Below are 20883 nucleotides of genomic sequence, written 5' to 3'. Positions count from 1 at the left end.
GGATCGCACTCGCAAAGGGCAAATTGGCGCGGGAGCGGGGCTCAGCCGTTGGTCTGGGAGGCTTCCATATCGGCGAATTTGATCGACTCGCCGCAGCCGCATTCATCGACGACGTTCGGATTGCGGAACTTGAAGCCGCTTTCGAGAAGACCGGTCTCGTAGTCGATCTCTGTGCCCAGCATGAACATCTGCGCCATCGGTGCGATCAGAACCCGGGCGGGGCCCTTTTCCACGACGATATCCATCGGTCCGGCCTCGGCCGCGACCTCCATCGTGTATTCCATGCCCGCGCAGCCCCCTTTCTTCACGCCGATGCGGAAGCCAGCCGCGTCTTCGCGCGACATCAGCTTGGCGATCTGCGCGACGGCGGCGTCGGTCAGGGTTACGGGGTCTTGTCCGGGAACGTTGAACATGGGGAGCTCTCCTTCACCGAGTAATTTAGTCGGGCACGGGCAGGATTCCAAGGGGCGGCAAATGTCCCAAAAGCGCGAGCGTGGCGTAAGAGGCGGCGAGCGCCCAGCCGAAGGAGGCCAGCGTGCCGATGATCACATATTCGGATTTCGGATTCGCGCCGTCTTTTGACACCGCCTCGAAGCGCAGGATCGACTTTGCCGCGATCAGGAAGCCGATGCCCGAGGGCTGTCCCGCCAGCACCAGCAGAAAGATCAGCCCGCGCTCGAGAAGCCCGATCATCCGCCCGCCCTGCGGCAACCCCTCGGGCGGTGCGTCCTCTTCGTAGCGCACCATCAGCATGCCCACCGCGAAGCCGCCGGCGCGGGTGGTGATCAAAAGGCCGGTGGCGAGCGTCAGGACGCCGGGGAGCCATGAGAGGCTCGCCCAGAGCGCGTTGGCCCAGAATGTCGGGAAGGCGGTGGCGATCAGCGCGGTCGCAGCCAGATGGGCGGCCTGATCGCCAAGGAAGGCGGCGAGGGGATGTTCGCGCGGTGCGAAGCTCTTGGCCACATCGATCACCAGATGGCTGAGCGCGACCAGCGCCAGCACCCCGATCAGCGTCCACGACAGTTGCAGCCCTGCCAACAGCGTCAGCCCCGTGAGGATCGCGATATGCGCGGCCAGCGCGGCCTCGTCCCGCCCGGCCTTCTTCGCCGCCATGCCGCTGCTTTGAAATGCGAAATCGGTGAAGGCATGGGCAAAGACAAGCGCCGCGAAAGTCTCGATCATTGGGTCTCCTCGATCATCGCCAGGGCCTCCACGATGGCGGGGTAGGCCGCGCTTGCCAAGGCTTGTGCGAGCGATTGCCGGGTGATCCCGATCGCGGAGGCGGCGGCGGTTTGGGTCGGCGGATCGAGGCGCAGCATCGGCGCGATTGCGCGCGCCTGCGCCGGGGTCCACGCCTCCGAGATGTGATCGAACAGCCGGAACGCCGCGCCAAGCGCCCCGCCCGCAGCATGGGCAATGCGCGGCCCCTCCAAGCTATCCAGCAGCTGGCCCGAGGCGGTGAAGGCCGGGCCCGATGCCCCGTTCAGGTCGCCATCCGCAGGCAGCGTGCCGTCGCCCTCGGCAATCGCGATCCGGGTCGAGAACGCCTCGCCCAAGACGCGCAACTCGGCCCGGATCAGCAGCGCGAGCCTAGCCTGAAGGCGCGGGCTGGGTATCGCGAATTGCCACCCATCTCCGCGATTGCGGGCAAAGTGACTTTCCCGCAGAAGCGGAGACAATGCCGCCGCCGCGCCCTCGATCGCATCGAGTGCCGCGCTCAGCTCGGAGGCCGAGAGCCGAGTCGAGGCGACGATATCGCCGGTGAGAACACAAAAATAAGCCATGCGCAGGTTTTAGCGCCTGCGCATGGCAGTATGCAAGTAAAAAAGCCTGCATCTAAAGCCTAGCAGGTAAAAATGCCTGCGTTATTCGTCGAGGAACGGGTAATCCGTGTAGCCCTCAGCACCACCGCCGTAGAACGTCTCCGAGTTCGGCTCGTTCAGCGGCGCGTCCTTCGCGAAACGCTTGGGCAGGTCCGGATTCGCGATGAAGAGCTTGCCGAAGGCCACCGCCGCCGCACCCTCTTTCAGTGCCGCTTCGGCCATCGCCTTGTCGTAGCCGTTATTCGCGATATAGGGCGCCTTCGACTTCGCGCGCAGCGTCTCTATCCCGTCCTCGGGCCATTCGCGCGGACCGCCGGTCTGGCCTTCGACGAAATGGACATAGGCCATCGACTTGGTGTTGAGGAAATCGATCACCGCGCCGAACAGATCGGCCGTGTTGCTGTCGATGCCCACGTTATTCGCGTTCGACCACGGCGAGAGACGGATGCCCACACGCTCGGCGCCCAGCACCTCGGTGACCGCATCGACCACTTCGCGCAGGAAGCGGGTGCGGTTCTCGATCGAGCCGCCGTACTCGTCTTCTCGTTTGTTCGAGGTGTCGCGCAGGAACTGATCGATCAGATAGCCATTCGCGGCGTGAAGCTCGACGCCATCGAAGCCCGCGGCCTGCGCATTGCGCGCGGCCTTGCGGTAATCTTCGACCGTCGCTGCGATTTCCTCGACCGTCAGCGCATGCGGTGTGGTGGTCGCCACGAAGCCTTCGCCGTCGAAGGTCTTGGCCTCGGCCGAGATCGCAGACGGCCCGACCGGGTCACGCCCGTTCAGCAGCTGCGGCACCGAGATCCGGCCGACATGCCAGATTTGCGCGACGATCTTGCCGCCAGCCTCATGCACCGCTTCGGTGACTTTCTTCCAGCCCGCGACCTGCTCCTCGCTGTAGATGCCTGGCGTCCAGGCGTAGCCCTGACCCATCGGCGAAATCTGCGTGCCTTCGGTGACGATCAGCCCGGCGCCTGCACGCTGGCGATAATACTCGACCGTCATATCGGTCGGGTGCAGATCGGGGGCACGGTTGCGGGTCAGTGGCGCCATCACGAAGCGGTTGGCGATCTCGATCGCGCCGAGCTTCGTGGGGGAGAATAGCGTATCAGCCATGTCAGTCCTCTCATCGGGTTTGACGTTCGGCCAGATGACATGGGGCTGCGCGGGCGGGCGGCAAGTCCATCGCAGTGCGAAGGTTGTGTGCGCAAATGCAAGGAAACAAAAAGGGAGCCGCGCGGCTCCCTTCCTCTTGGTCGAAAATATCCCGGAAGCACCCGCAGGGTGCGGGGCAGAGCCCCTCCAAGCCTCACATGAAGCCTAGTTCCAGCCGCGCCTCGTCGGACATCATGTCCATGCCCCATTGCGGGTCGAAGGTCATCTCGACATCGACATCGCGCAGACCACCGACGCAGGCCACGGCATCGTGAACCCAACCCGGCATCTCGCCCGCGACGGGGCAGCCCGGAGCGGTGAGCGTCATGATCACCTTCGCGTCATTCTCAGGGCTGATCTCGATCGTGTAGACGAGGCCGAGATCATAGATGTTCACCGGAATTTCCGGGTCATAGACGGTGCGGCACGCTTCCACGACATTTTCGTAGAGCGGATGGTCGGTCGTCGAGGGCTTGATCAGCGGCGTGCCTTCAAGCGGCTCTTCGGGCGTGGCGGTCATGGCGGCTTCTTCCATCGGCAGGGGCGCCGGCAGGGCGCCTATCGAATTACTCGACTGTTTATCTAGGTGATAGGACCCGAGCCGTAAAGGGAGCTGTGGGCAGTCTGCTGATATGTGATGTCGCAGCGCTGCGAAGAGGCAATGACGGAACGTTGTTTGTAAGGGACGCGTCCGAACCCCGGGTGGCGCGTGGCTTTGTGTGGGGCCGGGCGCTCAATCTCGCAAGCCCGGCGGGCGCTTGAGCCTGCGATGACATCGACAACGCGCCTTCCCGGGAAAGTTGGGCGCGGCCCGGGGCTGGTCGCCCCGGACCAACGGGAGGAAGCGGCGCTCTCTTCACAACGCTCGCCGCTTGACGCCCCGCACGCTTCGCGCCAAACCGATCCCATGTTGCCCGAAGAGAAACTCGACCAGATCCTCGCGCGCTTCGAGTACCTCGAGGCGCTGCTCAACGCTGGCGCGGAACCCGCCAAGATCGCCGAGATCAGCCGTGAATATTCCGAATTGAAGCCGGTCGTCACCCAGATCGAGGCATGGCGTCAGGCCCGCGCCGATCTGGCCGAGGCGGAAGGCTGGATGAGCGATCCGGAAATGCGCGATCTGGCCGAAGAGGAATTGCCGCGTCTCAAAGCCCGTATCCCCGAGATGGAGCAGGCCTTGCGCGTGGCGCTTCTGCCCAAGGATGCCGCCGACGCGCGCCCCGCGATCCTGGAGATCCGCCCCGGCACGGGTGGCGAGGAAGCGGCGCTGTTCGCGGGTAACCTGTTGCGTATGTATCAGAAATACGCCGAGAAACATGGCTGGCGTTTCGAGATGATGGAGTTGACCGAGACCGAGCTGGGCGGCGTCAAGGAAGCGGTGGCGCGCATCGAAGGTGAGGGCGTCTTCGCCCGGCTGAAATACGAATCCGGCGTTCACCGCGTGCAGCGCGTGCCGGAAACCGAGGCCGGCGGACGCATCCACACGTCTGCCGCGACCGTGGCCGTTCTGCCCGAGGTCGAGGCGGTCGATATCGACATTCCCGCCAATGACATCCGGATCGACACGATGCGGGCCTCCGGCGCGGGCGGCCAGCACGTCAACACCACGGACTCGGCGGTGCGCATCACCCATATCCCGACCGGGATCGTCGTCACCTCGTCGGAGAAATCCCAGCACCAGAACCGCGCCAATGCGATGGCCGTTCTGCGCGCGCGGCTGTTCGAGGCCGAACGCGACCGCGCGGCTTCGGAACGTGCCGAGACGCGGAAATCCCAGGTGGGTTCCGGCGACCGCTCGGAGCGCATCCGCACCTATAATTTCCCGCAAGGGCGGCTGACCGATCACCGCATCAACCTCACGCTCTATTCCCTTGATAAGGTTATGGAAGGCGAGATCGACGAAGTGGTCGACGCGCTGATCGCCGACGATCAGGCGGCCAAGCTCGCGGAGATGGAGGCGTGAGGGCGCAGGATGCGCTGTTCGCTGCGTCCCGCCGTCTGCGCGAGGCCGGGATCGAGGGCGCGCAGACCGATGCGCGCAGGCTGCTGGCCCATGCGCTGCAGATAGCACCCGACCGGCTGACGCTCGCCTTGCAAGACCCGCTGCCGGACGACGCGGCCGACCGGTTCGAGGCCGCGCTGACTGCCCGCGAGGCACGCCAGCCCGTCGCCCAGATTACCGGCAAGCGGCTGTTCTGGGGGCATGAATTCCGCGTCACCCGCGACACGCTCGATCCGCGCCCGGAGACGGAATTGCTGGTCGAGGTCGCGCTGGAGCGGCCCTTCGTTCACGCGCTCGACCTTGGAACTGGCACCGGCTGCATCCTGATCTCGCTGCTGAAATCCATGCCCTTCGCGGCAGGGACGGGGACAGACCTGTCTCAAGCCGCGCTTGAGGTCGCGAAAGCCAATGCCGAGGCGCTCGGTGTCGCCAAACGCGCCAAGTTCCTGATTTCAGACTGGTTTGCCAATGTGCCGGGGCGTTATGACCTCATCGTCTCGAATCCCCCTTATATTGCGGAAGACGAGATGGCGGGGCTCTCTCAGGACGTGCGTGACTGGGAGCCGCTCTCGGCGCTGACGCCGGGCGGGGACGGGCTCGACGCCTATCGCGCCATTGCCCGCGGCGCGGGTGCGCGGCTGATGGCGGGCGGACGCCTCGCCGTCGAGATCGGTCCGACGCAGGCGCAGGCGGTGAGCGATCTCTTCGCAGCGCAGGGCCTTGAGAACATCGAGACCCGCCGTGATCTCGACGGCCGCGACCGCGTCATTTTGGCGCATAAACCCGGTGATCCGGCGGATTGCGGCACGTCCTGAGCACGAAATCGCGCAAAAACTTGGGGAAAACCCCGCGAATCCATCGAAATCGCGGATTTGACCGATTTTCTGACTTGAAAGGTCGCCCCTCGCATGTTTAGTCAAGCCTGTGCAGGCCGGATATTGATCCCCCGCACGGCTCAGCTTCACAGCGCGGGTGTTTGGAACGAAACCGGGCAGGTATGCCCAGCGTGACAGTTCAGCCCGCAGGCCATGCATTAGCGGCCATTTCCGAAAAGCCCGTGACAACGGGCCAAGAAAACGAAAGCCATGAGATCTTCGAAATCCCGTTCGCGTAACAAGTCGAACCGTCAACGGTCGATGGGCAATATCGTCAACCGCGTCTTCGACAGCTCCGGCCCCGAAGGCAAGGTGCGCGGTACGCCGCAACAGATCATCGACAAATATCTGCAGCTCGCGCGCGACGCGCAGCTCGGCAACGACCGCGTGGCCGAACAGAACTTCCTGCAGCACGCGGAGCATTACACGCGAATGCTGGGCGAGGCGCAGAAAGAACAGGCCCGCGAGCAGGAAGCCCGCAACCAGCAGCGCCAGCAGAACAACCAGAATAACGGCAACCAGAACAATGGTGGCCAGAATAATGGTGGTCAGAGCCACGGCGGCCACGGGCAAAGCGGCGGCCAGAACAGCGGTCAGAACGACGGTCAGCAGAATGACGGTCAAAACGAGACCGGCTCGAAAGGGGAGGCTCAGGACAATGCGTCCGAGCGCCGCGACGAGCGCCCCGAGGGCAAGTCGTCCGGGCGTAAGCGGAGCGAAAGCTCCGAGATGATGCCGCCGATGCCGCAGCTGGACTCCGATGACGATTCCACCCTCGTCGATACGCCCGAAAGCCGTAGCCGCGGCGACGACGCGCCGAAGGCGGAAGAGCCCTCCGAAAAGCCGGAGAAGGCCGAGAAAGCTGAAAAGGCCGAGAAGCCCAAGCGTCCGCGCGCCCCGCGCAAGCCGCGCGCTCCGAAAGCCGAGAAGGCCGAAAAAGCCGAGGCGAGCGCCGAGCTGCCGAAGGCTTCAGGCGAGTAAAGCCTCCCAAGAGATAGCGCGAGGCCCGCCAAGTTGGCGGGCCTTTTTGCATCTTGGGAGCGGGGCGGGCGCTTAGCCCGTCTGGTCCGCGTGCGGATACACCCGGCCGCAGCTGCCATCCATCAGATGTGCCACGTGCAAGCCGACACGCGCGAACCGCGCAGCTCTCTCTATCGCGGCAGTTCAGCGGTGTGACCGGTCAGCATCGACGTGGGCAACTGGCCAATCCCGGAAATGAGGGAAGCGAAGACGATCTCGGCACCGCGAGGCAAGTCGTCCTCGCGCGCGGCGCAGTTCATTCCTGTCCCGCGACGATGCGCGCGAGGCGGCAGAACTGCTCCAGCGTGACCCGTTCGGCGCGTTCGGTGGGCGCGATCCCAGCCTGCTCCAGCTTCGCCTCTATATCAGGGGCGACACCCTTGAGCGAAGCCCGCAGCATCTTGCGGCGCTGGTTGAAGCCCGCAGCCACGACCCGGCTGAGCGTTGCCGCATCGGCCGGATAGCGCGGCTCGGGCAGGGCGCGCAGATGCACCACCGCCGAATGCACCTTGGGTGCGGGCGTGAATGCCTCGGGTGGCAGGCTCATTACGATCTTCGCCTCGGCGCGCCATTGCGCGAGGATCGCGAGGCGGCCGTAATGCTTAGAGCCCGGCTTCGCCACGATCCGCTCAGCCACCTCGCGCTGGAACATCAGCGTCAGGCTTTCCCAGAAGGGCGGCCAGTCTTTCGGCGTCAGCCAGCGCACCAGCAACTCGGTGCCCACGTTATAGGGCAGGTTCGCGGCGATCTTGATCGGGGGCGTGAGATGCGCGAGCGGATCGACCTGCAGCGCATCGCCATTGATCACTTCGAGACGGCCCGGATAGGCCTCGGCGATCTCGGCCAAGGCGGGCAGACAGCGTGTGTCCTTCTCGATCGCGAGCACCTTGCGCGCGCCCTCGGCCAGCAGTCCGCGCGTGAGGCCGCCGGGGCCGGGACCGACCTCCAGCACGTCGGCACCCGTCAGATCGCCCGCCGAGCGCGCGATCTTCGCGGTCAGGTTCAGGTCCAGCAGGAAGTTCTGCCCGAGGCTCTTCTTTGCCACCAGGTCATGCGTCTGCAGAACCTCGCGCAGCGGGGGCAGCCCGTCGATCGTGGCCATCACGCAGCCTCAGTCATGCCGGGCCGCTCCCATCCGGGCCGCCATCTCCAGCGCCGCGATCAGCGAGGCAGGGTTGGCACGGCCCTGACCCGCGATGTCATAGGCGGTGCCATGATCGGGTGAGGTGCGCACGAAGGGCAGGCCGAGCGTGATATTCACCCCGCCGTCGAAATCGAGCGTCTTGATCGGGATCAGCGCCTGATCGTGATAGGCGCAGATCGCCGCGTCGTAATTCTGCCGGGCGCGCGCGTGGAACATCGTGTCGGCGGGCATCGGGCCCGCAACCGCGTAGCCCTCTTCCCGCAGACCGTCGAGCGTGTCGGCGATCCAGTCGCCTTCCTCGATGCCCATCGCCCCGCCTTCGCCTGCATGCGGGTTCAGCCCCGCCACCGCGATCCGTGGGGCCGAGAAGCCGAAATCGCGCCGCAACCCTTCATAGGTGATCCGCACCGTCTCGCGCAGAAGCTGCGGGGTCAGAAGTTTCGGTACTTCGGAGAGCGCGACATGGATCGTGGCGGGCACCACGCGCAGCGGCGGGTCGACTCGCGACGAGGCGAGCATCATCACCACCCGCTCGACGCCCGCGAGATGGGCCAGATATTCGGTATGGCCGGGGAAGGTGAATTTTGCCCCGTCTTTCAGCGCTTTCTTGTTGATCGGCGCGGTGCTGAGCGCAGCCCCTTCGCCGCGCATCACCAGATCGACGCCGCGCGCTATCACGTCGATCACGGCTTTCGCATTTGCGGGATCGGGCTCGCCCGGAAGGGCGGCGGCGGGAAACTGGTGGGGCAGCACCGGCAGCCCGGCGCTCGCGTGGCGCAGCGCGTCGGCGGGTCGGTCGATCTCTCGGATCTTTGTGCCGCGCGGCAGATGCGCGGGGTCACCGATCCAGACGAAGGGCAGTTTCGCGCCGCAATGTTCCCAGGCGCGGGCGGCGATCTCGGGGCCAATCCCCGAGGGGTCGCCGCAGCTGAGGATCACGGGGCGGTCGGGCGCACGGGCCGCGGTGCGATCGGTCGGCTGGGCGCTCATTTGCGCACGATGACCGCTTCGGCTTCCAGATCGGCCATGTAGCCATTGGCGTAGGATTCCAGCGCCTTGTTCTCCAGAGCCGCGCGGACCTGATCGCGGTCGGGGGCCGATTGGTCACCTTGGGGCGCAACCTTGCGATCGCAGAGCATCACGAGCACGTCGTTGGCGCCTTGAGGGATCACTTCGGTCTCGCCCACATCGAGATGCGCCAGCGCGAGACCGATATTGGTCGGCACCTGCGCCTGCGCCACGTCCTCATGCTTGGTGAGCGCGCTCGGCGGGAAGCCCTTGCCGATCGTGTAGAGCTGGTTACATTCGCGCGCCGCGGCCACCTGGCTCTGGATCTTGGCCGATTGCTGCGAGCCGGTCGGGCCGATCGCGAAGGTCATGTAGCTGAGCGTCTGCGGGCCCGACGGCGCATCGCCGTCGCCGATCGCGCGCAGCATGAAGACCGCGACTGCGCCCTGCAGCTCGATCGGCTGGGTCGCGGTGCCGGGCTTGAGCTTGAGCACCACGCCGCGCAGTTGCGGCGGCAGCTTGTCGATCGGCATCCAGTCCAGACGCCCACCGCGTGCACGCGACGGCGCGGCCGAATATTGACGCGCGAGCGCGGCGAAAGCGCCTTCGCCCTGCGCGGCCGACAGCTGACGCGCTTGCCCCATCGCGGCCCGGGCGCGGCCCTGCGGCGCGGGGATGATCGCCTCCGATATCAGCACCTTCACGCCCTTGCCGGTCTGGCTCTCGGGCATCATCGCGCGGTCGACGTCGGATTTCGTGATGTTCACCTGCGGCCCGAAGCGTGCGCGGATCACCTGGCGCCAGACAAGGCCGGCTTCGGTGAAGTTGCGGAACGTGTTCGGATCGACGCCTTCCTTCTGCAGTGCCTGCACGAATTCGTCGCCGGTCATGTTCGCGCGGCCAGCGAATTCATCCATGCCCTTCTGGATCGCGGCTTCGTCGAGCTTGATGCCGATGCGCTTGCCGGCCCAGATCCGCAGACGGTCCTCGATCAGCGCCTTCTCGGCGTCCTCGCGCGTGTTCGCGCCGGCGTTCAGCAGCTGCATGAAGCGCTGCCGCTGGTTGATTTCGTAGTCGGTCACGCCCATGCCGTTGACGGTGACGACGGGCGCGAAGCTACCGCCCGATTGCGCCTGCGCCGTTCCTGCGGCGAAGGGCAGGGCGAGCATCAGCGCCAGAAGGGTGAGCAGTCGGGTCATCATCGTCATGAGCGTGCCTGTCCGTTTCGTCTCGTTCAGTCCTGGCCCTTGGGGCCTCGTTGATCCTCTGGGCCCGCTGGGCCGCTTTGCGATCCCCGGCCTCAACTTCCGCACATTCGCCGCGCGGGCGCACCGTCGCTCGCGCCGAAGCCGACGAGTTGGACGGATAGGCCGAAATCGGTCTCAGGGGCTACACTAGTGGATGACGTGAAGCGGCGCGAGAGGGAAAGATCAACCGCGATGCATTCGGTCTGGTAGCGCAGGCCGAGCTTGGCGCGCGCGGCGCGCTCGGCGGTGAAATCGTAACGTGTGCTCATCGTGCCCGACCAGCCGGCGCCCCAGCGCCACGCCGTGTCCAGCATCAGCTCGGACATGTTGTCGTCGCGTCCTTCGGCGGGGTTCTTCTCGAGCCAGAGATAGCCCGCCGAGATGTCGAAGTCAGTTCCGACCCGCGATAGCCGCACCTCGTCGCGCGACACGGAGAAGTTATCGTCGAACAGCGCGCGGTTCGACAGCGTCAGCCCGTTCGCGGTCGTCAGATGGGTCGCGAGAAGCCAGTCGGATTTCGTGCCCGACAGCCCGGTGCCCTGCGAGAACTGGTTCAGGTCGCGCTGGCGGAACACACGGCCCGCCGCGACGCCAAGCGACCAGCCGGAGCTGTCATAACGCGTCCAGCCGAGCCCGACATTGGCGCGCAAACCCGTCTCGCGGGCATCCTCGCCCGGAAAGCGGGTCAGCGAGAACAGGTTGCCGCCGTCGAATTCAGGCAGCTGGCTGTCCTCGTTGGGAGCGTCCTTCAGGTGATCGGGCGCCCAGACGACCTGCGCAACCGGCTCGATCACATAGGCCGCGCGACCGCTCGTCTTGACCCAGGGCCAGCGGATCTCCGCGGCGACGGTTGGCTGGCCACGCAGGATCGTTTCGCTGAAGGCGGGGTCCTGGTTGGTCTCGATGATGTCGCCCGCGAATTGGGTCTCGATCGACCCGAGCATGCCCGGCCCGAACAGCCAGTTGCGCCGCCAATCGGCGGTGAGCGAGCCACGCACCATGTCGCGCCCGTCGGGGCGACCGTCGCCGTTCAGATCGACCGTCGCATTCGAAGCGCGCCGCGTGGCGAGGGTGGAAAACCGCACGCTGGCCTGTCCGCCGATCCCGGCGGGGCGGAAGGTGCGGAGCCATTCTCCGGTGCCGCTCAGCATTGGCTCGGTGGCGTTGCTCTCACCCGCGCGCAGCGAGTGGACATTGCCGACGCGGGCCCAGATCAATTCGTCGCTGCGTACCCGTTCGAGCGTGACGCCCGACCACAGGCGGTCATCGTCGCTGAGCCCGTAATTGAGCAGGTAGCTGTCGTCGCTGACCAGCCGAAGCTGCGCGGTCAGGCGAAACTCGCGCGGAAGCTGCGCCTCGAGATCGCCGAAGAGATAGCCGCGCGTGCCGCTGCGAATGTCGTCATTGCTCAGCGCGCCGGACCATTCCATCTTGCCCCAGTTGAAGGCCTGCCGATAGCGCAGGTTCAGTGTCTCGGTGCGCGAAGTGGCGAAATAGGGCGTCACCGTCAGATCTCGGCTGGGTCCGAGCGCGATGAAATAGGGTACCAGAAGCCCCGGGCCGAGACCGCTCGTGGTGCGGAAACGCGGAGCGAGGAAGCCCGTCATCCGCTTCACGCCTGGCGCGGGCAGCCGCAGCCGAGGCAGGTAGGCGATCGGCACGCCCGCCGCGCGGAACTGGGCGTCCTCGAATACGATCTGGCGCGTCGTCGCGTTATGCACGACGCGGCTCGCACGGATTTCCCAAAGCGGCGTCGGATTGGTCCGGCATACCTCGCAAGACGACGCCACGACCTTGTCCATGATGGTGATCGCGCCCTCGCGCCGCTCGATCCGGGCGGCGGCGAGCTGCAATTCGCGCGCCATCACCATGCGCGCGCTCAGCAGGATGCCGTTTTGCAGGTCGGAGGACAGTTCTGCCTGCGAGGCGAGGATCACCGCCTGCGACTGGCCGGGCTGAACCAGCCGGATCGGACCTTCGAGGTAAAGCTTGTCGGCCTTCTGGTCATAGACCACGCGTTTTGCAGACAGCCGGTTCGACTTGTAGAAGACCTCGACATTCCCTTCCGCGACCAACTCGTTCTGGTTGCGGATCGCGACCCGATCGGCCAGCAGCGTCGCCAATTCGTCCGAGGAGGGGATCGCCGCACCCTGCGTTGCGGGGGCCGTATCGGTCGCTGTTTGGTCTTGCGCGCGCCCGGGCTGCGGCCCTGCCACGCCAAGCGCGACGATCAGCGCCAGAGCGCTCGCCCGTCCTGCCAAAGCGCCGAATTGCCGCCGCATCACCCATCCTCCCGGTGCAGAAGCCGCGCCAGCGGCAGCATCAACCCGATCACCGGCGGCGCCCAGGCCGCGAGTAGAACGGGAATCTGTCCGTTATCGCCCAGAACTTGCGCGATATTGCGCAGGAAGAACAAGCCCAGACCGGCGGCCAAGGCGAAAAGAACCTTCGCGCCGATGCCGCCGAAGCGCACATGGTCCATCGTGAAGCTCGCCGCAATCAGGACCATCGCAACGAAGAGCACCGGCAGCGCGAGCTCCATCTGCAGCCACACGATATGGCGGCGCGCGGAGAAGCCTGCGGCCTCCAGCGAGGCGATGAAGCCCGGCAATTGCCAGATCGGCACTGCGGAGGGCTTGCCGAAACTGTCGCGGATGCTCGCCACCGTCAGGTCGGAGGGCAGCGAGAGGCTGTCTTCGATCGTAGCGTCGCGCTCGGGGTTGGTGGAGTCGCCCAACGGCCAGTCTTTCACGTCCTGCAACTGCCACGCGCCAGGCACCAGCGTCGCGGTTTTCGCGTCGATCCGGCGCACCGGGCCGCGTTGAGGGTCGAAAATCAGGAAGGTCACTCCATGCAGCGTCGTTGCATCGCCATTCGCGCGATCGGCATGAATCACCGCCTGCGCGAGCGTTTTGCCGTCCGAGGAAAGCCCCGCGCTTTGTCGCATCCAGACGCCTTCGCGCCCGATCGACACGGTCGAGCCCCCATTGGAGGTGTAGTGATCCAGGAGGGTCTCATAGCGCTTCGACGTGGCCGAGACGAGCGGGTTGCCCACCAGCAGCGTCAGCAGCCCGAGCACCAGCGCCGCCGCGATCGGTGCGGCCAGCATACGCAGTGCAGACCGGCCCGCGGCCCGGATCACGACCAGTTCCGAACTGCGCGCGAGAGAGATGAACAGCGCCACCGAGGACAGCATCACGATCAGCGGCAGGATCGTGTAAAGCGTCTCCGGGATGTTTAGCGCGGAGAGCAACGAGACCTGCAAAAGGCTCAGCCCCTGATCGGAGAAGCGGCGGATTTCCTCGACCACGTCGATCAGGAACAGGATGCTCCAGAAGCTTGCCGCGACGATCAGGAAGCTGCGGAGAAACCGTTTCGCAAGATAGAGAGCAAGCGTCACGCGGCAGCCTCCCGCTTGGGCCGGATGCGGCGCGGACGACCGGACCACCACAGCATGAACAGCACCATCACGATCCCGCCCAGCGTCGGCGCAATCAGGCTCGGCCAGAGCGAGGGGTCGCGCCCGGAACTGGTTTCTGCGGCGTTCTGAAGTACCTGCATCACGATCAGCCCGCCGATCGCGAGCGTCATCTGCCGCCACATGCCGAAGCGCGAGAAGGTACCCATCATCAGCGCCGAGAATCCGATCAGCGCCGCGATCGGGGCCAATAGCGGTTGCGTGATCCGCCGAGCGAGCTCCAGTCGTAGCGCGTCGCGGGCGGCCTTGACGCTGTCGGCGCCCGGAGTCGCCTCGAGACCGCTCCCCGCCATCATCGCGGCGAGGCGCGGGGTCATCATCTCGTCGATCTTCAGCGCCCGCGCTTTCCCGGACTTGAGGAAGGAGCCGATGTCGTAGGTGAAATTGGCAAAGCGGGTGACAGACAGGTGATCGGAGGGTTTGCGCAGGGTCTGGGCCATACCCGAGAACATGATCAGTTTCGGCCCCGTCTCGGTCTTCACGATCACCCCCTTGTCGGCGGTATAAATCGTGCTCGTCTGTGCCGAGCGGCTGTCGGAGACGAAGATATCCTGCAACTCCCCCAGATCAGAAATGCGCCGGATATAGATCGAGATGCCCGGCGCGGGATGCTGGAACGTGCCTTCGGTGAGGAATTTCGCGGTCAGGTTCTGCGCGACCTCCTGCTGGCGCTCGGCCAGACGGGCCTTCGCGGCGGGGACGAGGAAGTTCACCAGCAACGCCATCATCACCGAGGCGATCAGCCCGAAGACCAGTACCGGACGCGCCAGCCGCCAGTTCGAGGTTCCGGTGGCGCGCATCACCACCAGTTCGCTGTCCTGATCGAGCCGGTTGAACGCGTAGATCGTGGCGGCGAAGGCCGCGACCGGCAGCACGATGCGGATGACGTAAGGCAAGGTCAGCGCGGTGAATTCCAGCACCACCGTTGCGGTCTGGCCATCCGAAATCAGGCTGTCGAACATGATCACAGCCCGGTTGACCCAATAGACGGAGACCAGCACGAGCGCGAAAAACCCGAACAGCGCCATCAATTTGGACAAAACATATCTGTCCAGTCGCGTCACGACCCTTCAATACCCCCGAATATTTCCCTTTCTCTAGCCTGTCGGGCGAAGTGAGGGAAGGGCGCAGCGGGGGTGCTTTTCATTTTCCGGAGGCAGGGCTAGGCTCTCGCGCGAAATGATGCCAATCGCGACCGCGCGCCGCCGATCCGCGCGACGGTCCCATCTGCGGAGAGCCCCACATGACCCAACCCGTCGCCATCGCCTTCAAGGAAACCGATCCGGAGGGCTTTGCCACCCAAAGCGGGCGGATCGCTCTGATCGTGGGCGGGGACGGCAAGCTGGGCCAGGCCGGGCGCAAGCTGGACCGCGCGATGAAGGGCGCGATCAAGCGCGCGGTGGATTCGGAAGCCTTCGCGGGTTTGGGTGCGGGCGAGGCGATGGATCTGAGCTGGCCCGCCGCGATCGCCGCCGAAGCGGTGCAGCTGGTGCGGCTCGACCGGAAATCCAGTGCCGACGAGGCCCGCAAGGCGGGGGCTGCGATCGGGGCCAAGCTCGGCGAAGCCGGGGTTCTCGTGGTGGCGCAAGGCCATCCGCGCGCGGCTGATCTGTCGCTGGGGCTAGCGCTGCGCGCCTATCGCTTCGACTATCACACCGGCGAGGGCAAGAAGGATTTCGGCCCGGTGACGATCATGGTCGACAAGCCCGAAGAAGTCGCCGCTGCCGCCGCCCCGCATGCAGCACTCGCCGAGGGGGTGTTCTTCACCCGCGATCTGGTAAACGAGCCCGCAAACATCCTCACCACCGACGACTTCGCCGCCCGCCTCGCCGCTATGCAGGAGCTGGGCCTCGATGTCGAAATCCTCGAGGAAGAGGACATGAAGAAGCTCGGCATGGGCGCGCTTCTGGGTGTCGGCATGGGCTCGGAAATGCCCTCCAAACTCGTCGTCATGCAGTGGAAGGGCGGCGAGGAAGGTGAGGCGCCCTTCGCGCTCGTCGGCAAGGGCGTCGTCTTCGATGCGGGCGGCATCTCGCTCAAGCCCGGCGCGGGCATGGAAGAGATGACGATGGATATGGGCGGCGCAGGCGTCGTCTCGGGCGTGATGCGTACGCTGGCGCTGCGCAAGGCCAAGGCGAATGTCGTGGGCCTCGTGGGTCTCGTCGAAAACATGCCCGACGGGCGCGCGCAACGCCCCGGCGATATCGTGACCTCGATGAAGGGCGACACGATCGAAGTCATCAACACCGATGCCGAAGGCCGCCTCGTTCTGGCCGATGTCCTCTGGTATGCGCAGGACCGGTTCAAGCCCAAGGCGATGGTCAATCTCGCCACGCTGACCGGCGCGGTGATCGTCGCGCTCGGTCACGAGAATGCGGGCCTTTTCGCCAATGATGACAAGTTTGTAGCCGACATTCTTAAAGCGGCGAAGACCGAGGGCGAGGGCGCGTGGCACATGCCGCTGCAGCCCGCCTATGACAAGGCGCTGAAATCGCGGCTCGCGGATATGCGCAATGTCGGAAACCGCTGGGGCGGCGCGATCACCGCGGCCGCTTTCCTGAAGCGCTTCGTCAAGGACGAGGTGCCGTGGTGCCATATCGACATCGCGGGCGTCGCGCTTCCGCCGAACGAGACCACGCTGGCCCCGAAAGGGCCGACCGGCTGGGGCGTGCGCATGCTCGACCGGCTTATCCGCGACAAGTTCGAAGCCTGAGATGGGGCAGGTCAATTTCTACCATCTGACCCGCTCCAGTCTCGAGGAGGTGGTGCTGAACCTCGCCTCCCGGGCGGTGGAGCAGGGTTGGAAGGTGGAGTTGCGCGGTACCGATTCCGCGCGCCTTGACTGGCTCGACCAGAGGCTCTGGCTGATGGGAAGCGAGGCGAGCTTTCTGCCGCACGGGCTCGCAGGCGGGCCACATGACGCTTTGCAGCCGATCTTGCTGGGCACCACGCCCGCAGGCGACGGGCGCGAGGCGATGATGGCCGTGGACGGTGCCGAGGTCGCGGCGGAGGAGACCGACGCCCATAAACGCGTCTGGATCCTGTTCGACGGCAATGACCCGCAGGCGGTGCAACATGCGCGCGGCCAGTGGAAGACACTCACCGGCGCGGGCGCGAAAGCGATCTACTGGTCGGAAGAGGGCGGCCGCTGGGAGAAGAAGGCGGAGAGTTGAGCCGGGTGGAGATCAGCGCAGGATATGCCGGAGATGCGGAGCGCTTCGCCGGTCTCTTCGCGGATAGCTTCGCAGCCTGTGAAGGCCCCGACGAAGGTACGCTGATCGGGTCGCTCGTGCGCGACATCCTCGCCCGAACCGACCCCGGCGATCTGTACTGTTTCGTCGCGCGCGACGGAGAGACCCTCATCGGCGCAGTCTGCTTCACCCGCCTGCGCTATGTATCCACGCCGCGTCTTTCTGCTTTCGCCGATGGCAGTCGCCCCGACGCAGCAACGCAAGGGCGTCGGGCAGAGTCTGATCCGTCATGCCCTCGCGGAGCTTTCAGCGGCGGGTTCGAGGCCGTGCTGACCTATGGCGATCCGGCCTATTACGGACGGGTGGGATTTGCTCCGATTGTCGAGGCCGCCATTGCTGCGCCCTATCCGCTGACGATCCCGCAGGGCTGGCTCGGCCAATCCCTGACGCCGACGCCGCTCGGCACCTTCGCGGGGAGGCCGCATTGCGTGGCAGCCTTCCAGAGACCTGAGATCTGGTGAGCGCTACCGCAGCCGGTCGGGCTCCAGCACCATCACGGTCGGCTCGCGCGGCAAGGTTCTGAGCGAGACGATCACCTCGCTCACGCCGGGCCGCTCCACCGCGAAGACACCCTTCATCCCGTCGAGAAAGCTCTGCAGGGTCGGCTCGCCGAACCAATGGACCGGGATCACGATGCGTGAGCGCAACCGGTTCAGGATGCGGATCATCGTCGGCTGATCGACCGTGTAGGAGCCGTCCACCGCTGCCATCACGACGTCGAGCCGCCCGAGCGCCGCATATTGCGCGGGATCGGGCTCGTGATGCAGGTGGCCCAGATGGCCGATACACAGCCCCGCCACCTCGAAAACGAAGATCGAGTTGCCGTTCTCCTCGACCCCGCCCCAGCTGCGGATATCAGTGGGCACATTGCGGATCAGCATCTCGCCCAGATCGAGATGATGCTCGGCAGCGATGCCGAACTGATCCGACCAGCCCTTCAGCGCCACCGTCCCGTCCGGGATCATATCGGTCATATGGCTCGAATGAGCATGGTTCATCGTGACGTAATCGGGGGCAAACCGCGCCCCGCCGGTCCAGCCGTTGAAATCGGTAATGACCGACAGCCCGCCCTCCGTCTGCAAAAGGACCATCGAATGGTCGATGTAATGCAGCCGCACCGATTGCTCCGGCACCGGGTCGGACCAACTGGCCTTGTGCAGATATTCGATCCCGGGCGCTGCATCGGCGATCGCGATGCAGTGGCTGATCCGCTGGTTCTGCGCGGCCGCGACGACCGGCGCAAGCGTGGTGAAGAGGGCGAGAAGTAGGGCGCGGAACATGGCGAGCCTCCTTTTGCCTTAGCGTAAAGCGAAAAGCTGATTCCGGTCTATGCCCCTACGTAAGATGCCGTGCGCCCCCCGACGATTTCAAAGGGCTGACCGCGAAAAGATCGTCGCTTTACCCAAGTTTTGCAGCGTTTCTTCATAGGGTCAAATTCAACGAAAGATCGATGATTGTTTCACTTGGAGCCGCCATGTCCCTCGCCACACTCGACCAAACCGCTTATCAGAGCGCGCGCGACAGTTCCTTCCAGAATCTTCTGGTTTACGCGGCCAAGAAGTCGGGCCGTTCGGTGTTGCAGGTGCTGCGCGACTATCGCCAACTTGCGAGGTCGGAGACGCGGATCAACCTCGTCGAATATGTGCGCTTCGGGCTTTACGACGACCGGCCTGGCCTGATGGGGATGGAATTGCCTTTCTGGAAAGAACTCCTCGAAATCAACGAGCGGGCCGCGCGCAGCTTCGCCCCCGTCCGGTATCAATCCACCGATATCGCCATCACTGCGGATGGCCCCGTTGTGGTAGAGATCAACGCAGGCGGCGGGTTCGATCTTCCGCAATATTCCAATGGTCGCGGCATGCTCACTCCGGAGGTGCGCGCCTTTTTCGAAAGCTGCGGTGTGAAGTTCCGCCCGAAAAAGAGCCTGCTGCCCTTCTGATCGCTCTTCGCTCTGCTGCCGCGCGCGGCCTTCCCTTTGCGCCGCTTTGGGTCTATCAGCCGGGGCCGAAGGAGAGCCCCAGATGACCAAGTTCAGCTTCACCCTCAAGGCCACCGACGGCGCGGCGCGCACCGGGACGATTTCGACTCCGCGCGGCGAGATCCGTACGCCGGCTTTCATGCCCGTGGGTACCGCCGCCACCGTGAAGGCGATGATGCCCGAAAGCGTGGCCGCGACCGGCGCAGATATCCTGCTGGGCAACACCTACCATCTGATGCTGCGCCCTGGTGCAGAGCGCGTGGCGCGTCTGGGCGGGCTGCATAAGTTCATGAACTGGGACAAGCCGATACTGACCGACTCCGGCGGGTTCCAAGTGATGAGCCTCGCGAGCTTGCGCAAGCTGACCGAGGAAGGCGTGACCTTTGCCTCCCATGTCGATGGCTCGAAACATATGCTCTCTCCCGAACGCTCGATGGAGATTCAGAAGCTCTTGGGCTCGGACATCGTGATGTGCTTCGACGAGTGTCCCGCGCTGCCTGCGACCGAGGAAGAAGTGGCCAAATCCATGCGCCTCTCGATGCGGTGGGCGCAGCGCTCACGTGACGCCTTCGGCGACCGTCCGGGCCATGCGCTGTTCGGCATCCAGCAGGGCGGCGTGACGCGTGAGCTTCGAGAGGAAAGTGCCGAGAAACTCAAGGAGATCGGCTTCGAGGGCTACGCGGTCGGCGGCCTCGCCGTGGGCGAGGGGCAGGAGGCGATGTTCGGCGTGCTCGACTATGCGCCCGGCATGCTGCCGCAAGACAAACCCCGCTACCTGATGGGCGTCGGCAAACCCGATGATATCGTGGGCGCGGTCGAGCGCGGCATCGACATGATGGATTGCGTGCTGCCGTCGCGCTCGGGGCGCACGGGTCAGGCCTGGACCCGCCGCGGTCAGGTGAACATCAAGAACGCCCGCCATGCCGACGACCCGCGCCCCTTGGACGAGGCTTGCACATGCCCCGCCTGTTCGAACTATTCGCGCGCCTATCTGCACCACGTCTTCCGCTCCGGCGAGATGATCTCGGGGATGCTGCTCACCTGGCACAACCTGCATTACTATCAGGAACTGATGGCGGGCCTGCGCGCGGCGATCGACGAGGGGGCGCTGGCGCGCTTCGTCTCGGAATTCCACGAGACCCGCGCGATGGGCGATATCGAGCCGCTCTGAACCCCGCTCAGTGCGAGATCACGATCACCGCGGCGTAATGCGTCGCGGCTGCGGCCAGCACATGGCCGTGCCAGATCGCGCGCGAGAAGGGGATGCGTTCGGTCTGGTAGAAGATCACGCCGACCGTATAGGTCAGCCCGCCCACGACCAGCAGGATCAGCGCGGGCAAGGGCAGGGCCACGATCAACGGCCACATCGCGATCATCCCGAGCCAGCCCATCGCCAGATAGAGCCAGAACCCCGTGCGCTCCGCGCGGTGGAAGAAGCCGAGCTTCATCACGATGCCGAAGGTCGCGAGCGTCCAGACCGTCGCGGTCAGCGCCCAGCCCGCGACCCCGCCGAGGCCGATCAGCGCCATCGGCGTGTATGTGCCTGCAATCAGTAGATAAATCGCCGCGTGGTCGAAGCGCCGCAACACCGCACGCGTCGGTGCATGCAGCGTCAGGTTATAGGCGGCCGAGAGCGAGAAAGAGGCGATCAGCCCCACCGAATAGACCGCAAGCGGCCAGACGCGCCCCGCAGGTGCTGCGAGCGAGGCCCAGACGATCAGCGCGCTGACGCCTGCCACGGCGAAAACGACGCCCAGCACATGGACGACGCCATCGGCGACATGTTCGCGAAAGCTGTGGCTCAATTGGTGGCGCGTCATCGTGGTGATCCCCTCGGTCATCCTTTCAAGATAGCAACGATGAGGCGATCTCCCAAGCCGTGACGGAAAAAACGCTGGGTCA

General features: G+C 65.3%; 21 protein-coding genes. 8 read left to right on the top strand and 13 right to left on the bottom strand.

The genetic code is table 11. From position 1 onward, the window contains the following. Window positions 1-41 precede the first annotated feature (41 nt). The 5 genes from DEM26_RS11480 to DEM26_RS11460 form a co-directional block, all read right to left on the bottom strand. Window positions 42-413: a HesB/IscA family protein gene (locus DEM26_RS11480; protein WP_088718855.1), complete on the bottom strand. Its 372-nt coding sequence runs from the start codon at window positions 411-413 to the stop codon at window positions 42-44. 25 nt (window positions 414-438) lie between these two features. Then, a complete protein-coding gene (locus tag DEM26_RS11475) occupies window positions 439-1182 on the bottom strand; it encodes a DUF3307 domain-containing protein (protein WP_088718854.1) in 744 nt (247 codons plus the stop codon). Next, window positions 1179-1784: a hypothetical protein gene (locus DEM26_RS11470; RefSeq protein WP_109172441.1), complete on the bottom strand. Its 606-nt coding sequence runs from the start codon at window positions 1782-1784 to the stop codon at window positions 1179-1181. The genes DEM26_RS11475 and DEM26_RS11470 overlap by 4 nt, the downstream gene beginning before the upstream one ends. A gap of 81 nt (window positions 1785-1865) precedes the next feature. Then, entirely contained in the window at window positions 1866-2939 is a 1074-nt protein-coding gene (locus tag DEM26_RS11465; RefSeq protein ID WP_109172440.1) for an alkene reductase, read from the bottom strand. A gap of 193 nt (window positions 2940-3132) precedes the next feature. Continuing rightward, window positions 3133-3498 (bottom strand): DUF59 domain-containing protein, encoded by a 366-nt coding sequence (locus DEM26_RS11460; RefSeq protein WP_078519345.1) that lies wholly within the window; start codon window positions 3496-3498, stop codon window positions 3133-3135. Between the two features lie 387 nt (window positions 3499-3885). Here DEM26_RS11460 and prfA point away from each other — a divergent pair, with 387 nt between their 5' ends. The 3 genes from prfA (at window position 3886) to DEM26_RS11445 (ending at window position 6836) form a co-directional block, all read left to right on the top strand. Beyond that, the gene (gene prfA / locus DEM26_RS11455) at window positions 3886-4941 is read left to right on the top strand and encodes a peptide chain release factor 1 (RefSeq protein ID WP_109172514.1); all 1056 of its coding nucleotides are present in this window, start codon (window positions 3886-3888) and stop codon (window positions 4939-4941) included. Next, window positions 4938-5795, top strand: a complete 858-nt coding sequence (prmC, locus tag DEM26_RS11450) for a peptide chain release factor N(5)-glutamine methyltransferase (RefSeq protein ID WP_109172439.1) — start codon at window positions 4938-4940, stop codon at window positions 5793-5795. Before prfA ends, prmC begins: the two co-directional genes overlap by 4 nt. Before the next feature lie 270 nt (window positions 5796-6065). Continuing rightward, window positions 6066-6836, top strand: a complete 771-nt coding sequence (locus DEM26_RS11445; protein ID WP_088726775.1) for a DUF4167 domain-containing protein — start codon at window positions 6066-6068, stop codon at window positions 6834-6836. A gap of 295 nt (window positions 6837-7131) precedes the next feature. Here DEM26_RS11445 and rsmA read toward each other — a convergent pair whose 3' ends face one another. The 6 genes from rsmA to lptF form a co-directional block, all read right to left on the bottom strand. Beyond that, the gene (gene rsmA / locus DEM26_RS11440) at window positions 7132-7977 is read right to left on the bottom strand and encodes a 16S rRNA (adenine(1518)-N(6)/adenine(1519)-N(6))-dimethyltransferase RsmA (protein ID WP_075774562.1); all 846 of its coding nucleotides are present in this window, start codon (window positions 7975-7977) and stop codon (window positions 7132-7134) included. Between the two features lie 9 nt (window positions 7978-7986). Next, complete coding sequence (gene pdxA / locus DEM26_RS11435; protein ID WP_088725044.1) at window positions 7987-9009, bottom strand: 4-hydroxythreonine-4-phosphate dehydrogenase PdxA; 1023 nt, start codon at window positions 9007-9009, stop codon at window positions 7987-7989. Beyond that, window positions 9006-10235, bottom strand: coding sequence for a peptidylprolyl isomerase (locus tag DEM26_RS11430; RefSeq protein ID WP_088718849.1), 1230 nt, complete (start codon window positions 10233-10235; stop codon window positions 9006-9008). Before DEM26_RS11430 ends, pdxA begins: the two co-directional genes overlap by 4 nt. A 92-nt stretch (window positions 10236-10327) precedes the next feature. Beyond that, on the bottom strand, window positions 10328-12556 hold the full coding sequence (locus tag DEM26_RS11425) for an LPS-assembly protein LptD (RefSeq protein ID WP_109172438.1): 2229 nt from the start codon (window positions 12554-12556) through the stop codon (window positions 10328-10330). After that, window positions 12556-13674, bottom strand: a complete 1119-nt coding sequence (gene lptG, locus DEM26_RS11420; protein ID WP_075774566.1) for an LPS export ABC transporter permease LptG — start codon at window positions 13672-13674, stop codon at window positions 12556-12558. The genes DEM26_RS11425 and lptG overlap by 1 nt, the downstream gene beginning before the upstream one ends. Then, window positions 13671-14816 carry an LPS export ABC transporter permease LptF gene (lptF, locus tag DEM26_RS11415; RefSeq protein ID WP_109172437.1) on the bottom strand — a complete coding sequence of 382 codons (1146 nt, stop codon included), beginning with the start codon at window positions 14814-14816 and terminating at the stop codon, window positions 13671-13673. The genes lptG and lptF overlap by 4 nt, the downstream gene beginning before the upstream one ends. A 179-nt stretch (window positions 14817-14995) precedes the next feature. On the opposite strand from lptF, the gene DEM26_RS11410 reads away from it, so the two are divergent. The 3 genes from DEM26_RS11410 to DEM26_RS11400 are packed head-to-tail and all read left to right on the top strand — an operon-like array spanning window position 14996 to window position 17464. After that, complete coding sequence (locus DEM26_RS11410) at window positions 14996-16465, top strand: leucyl aminopeptidase (protein ID WP_088721736.1); 1470 nt, start codon at window positions 14996-14998, stop codon at window positions 16463-16465. Between the two features lies 1 nt (window position 16466). Continuing rightward, window positions 16467-16925 carry a DNA polymerase III subunit chi gene (locus tag DEM26_RS11405; protein WP_088718844.1) on the top strand — a complete coding sequence of 153 codons (459 nt, stop codon included), beginning with the start codon at window positions 16467-16469 and terminating at the stop codon, window positions 16923-16925. Next, window positions 16922-17464, top strand: coding sequence for an N-acetyltransferase (locus DEM26_RS11400; RefSeq protein ID WP_233243083.1), 543 nt, complete (start codon window positions 16922-16924; stop codon window positions 17462-17464). The genes DEM26_RS11405 and DEM26_RS11400 overlap by 4 nt, the downstream gene beginning before the upstream one ends. Before the next feature lie 3 nt (window positions 17465-17467). On the opposite strand, the gene DEM26_RS11395 is transcribed toward DEM26_RS11400, so the two are convergent. Then, window positions 17468-18283, bottom strand: coding sequence for an MBL fold metallo-hydrolase (locus DEM26_RS11395; RefSeq protein ID WP_088726768.1), 816 nt, complete (start codon window positions 18281-18283; stop codon window positions 17468-17470). A gap of 194 nt (window positions 18284-18477) precedes the next feature. Here DEM26_RS11395 and DEM26_RS11390 point away from each other — a divergent pair, with 194 nt between their 5' ends. After that, on the top strand, window positions 18478-18942 hold the full coding sequence (locus DEM26_RS11390) for a sugar-transfer associated ATP-grasp domain-containing protein (RefSeq protein ID WP_158275117.1): 465 nt from the start codon (window positions 18478-18480) through the stop codon (window positions 18940-18942). Between the two features lie 82 nt (window positions 18943-19024). After that, window positions 19025-20152 (top strand): tRNA guanosine(34) transglycosylase Tgt, encoded by a 1128-nt coding sequence (gene tgt / locus DEM26_RS11385; RefSeq protein WP_075774572.1) that lies wholly within the window; start codon window positions 19025-19027, stop codon window positions 20150-20152. A 7-nt stretch (window positions 20153-20159) separates the two neighbouring features. Here the strand turns inward: tgt and trhA are convergent, their stop codons facing one another. Further along, the gene (gene trhA / locus DEM26_RS11380; RefSeq protein WP_109172513.1) at window positions 20160-20801 is read right to left on the bottom strand and encodes a PAQR family membrane homeostasis protein TrhA; all 642 of its coding nucleotides are present in this window, start codon (window positions 20799-20801) and stop codon (window positions 20160-20162) included. Between the last annotated feature and the right edge of the window lie 82 nt (window positions 20802-20883).

Origin of the sequence: Thioclava sp. NG1 (assembly GCF_003122275.1) — a bacterium.
GTDB classification, from domain to species: Bacteria; Pseudomonadota; Alphaproteobacteria; order Rhodobacterales; family Rhodobacteraceae; genus Thioclava; species Thioclava nitratireducens.
Note: the sequence above shows the minus strand (reverse complement) of the source record. Positions and strands in the feature narration are given on the sequence as shown.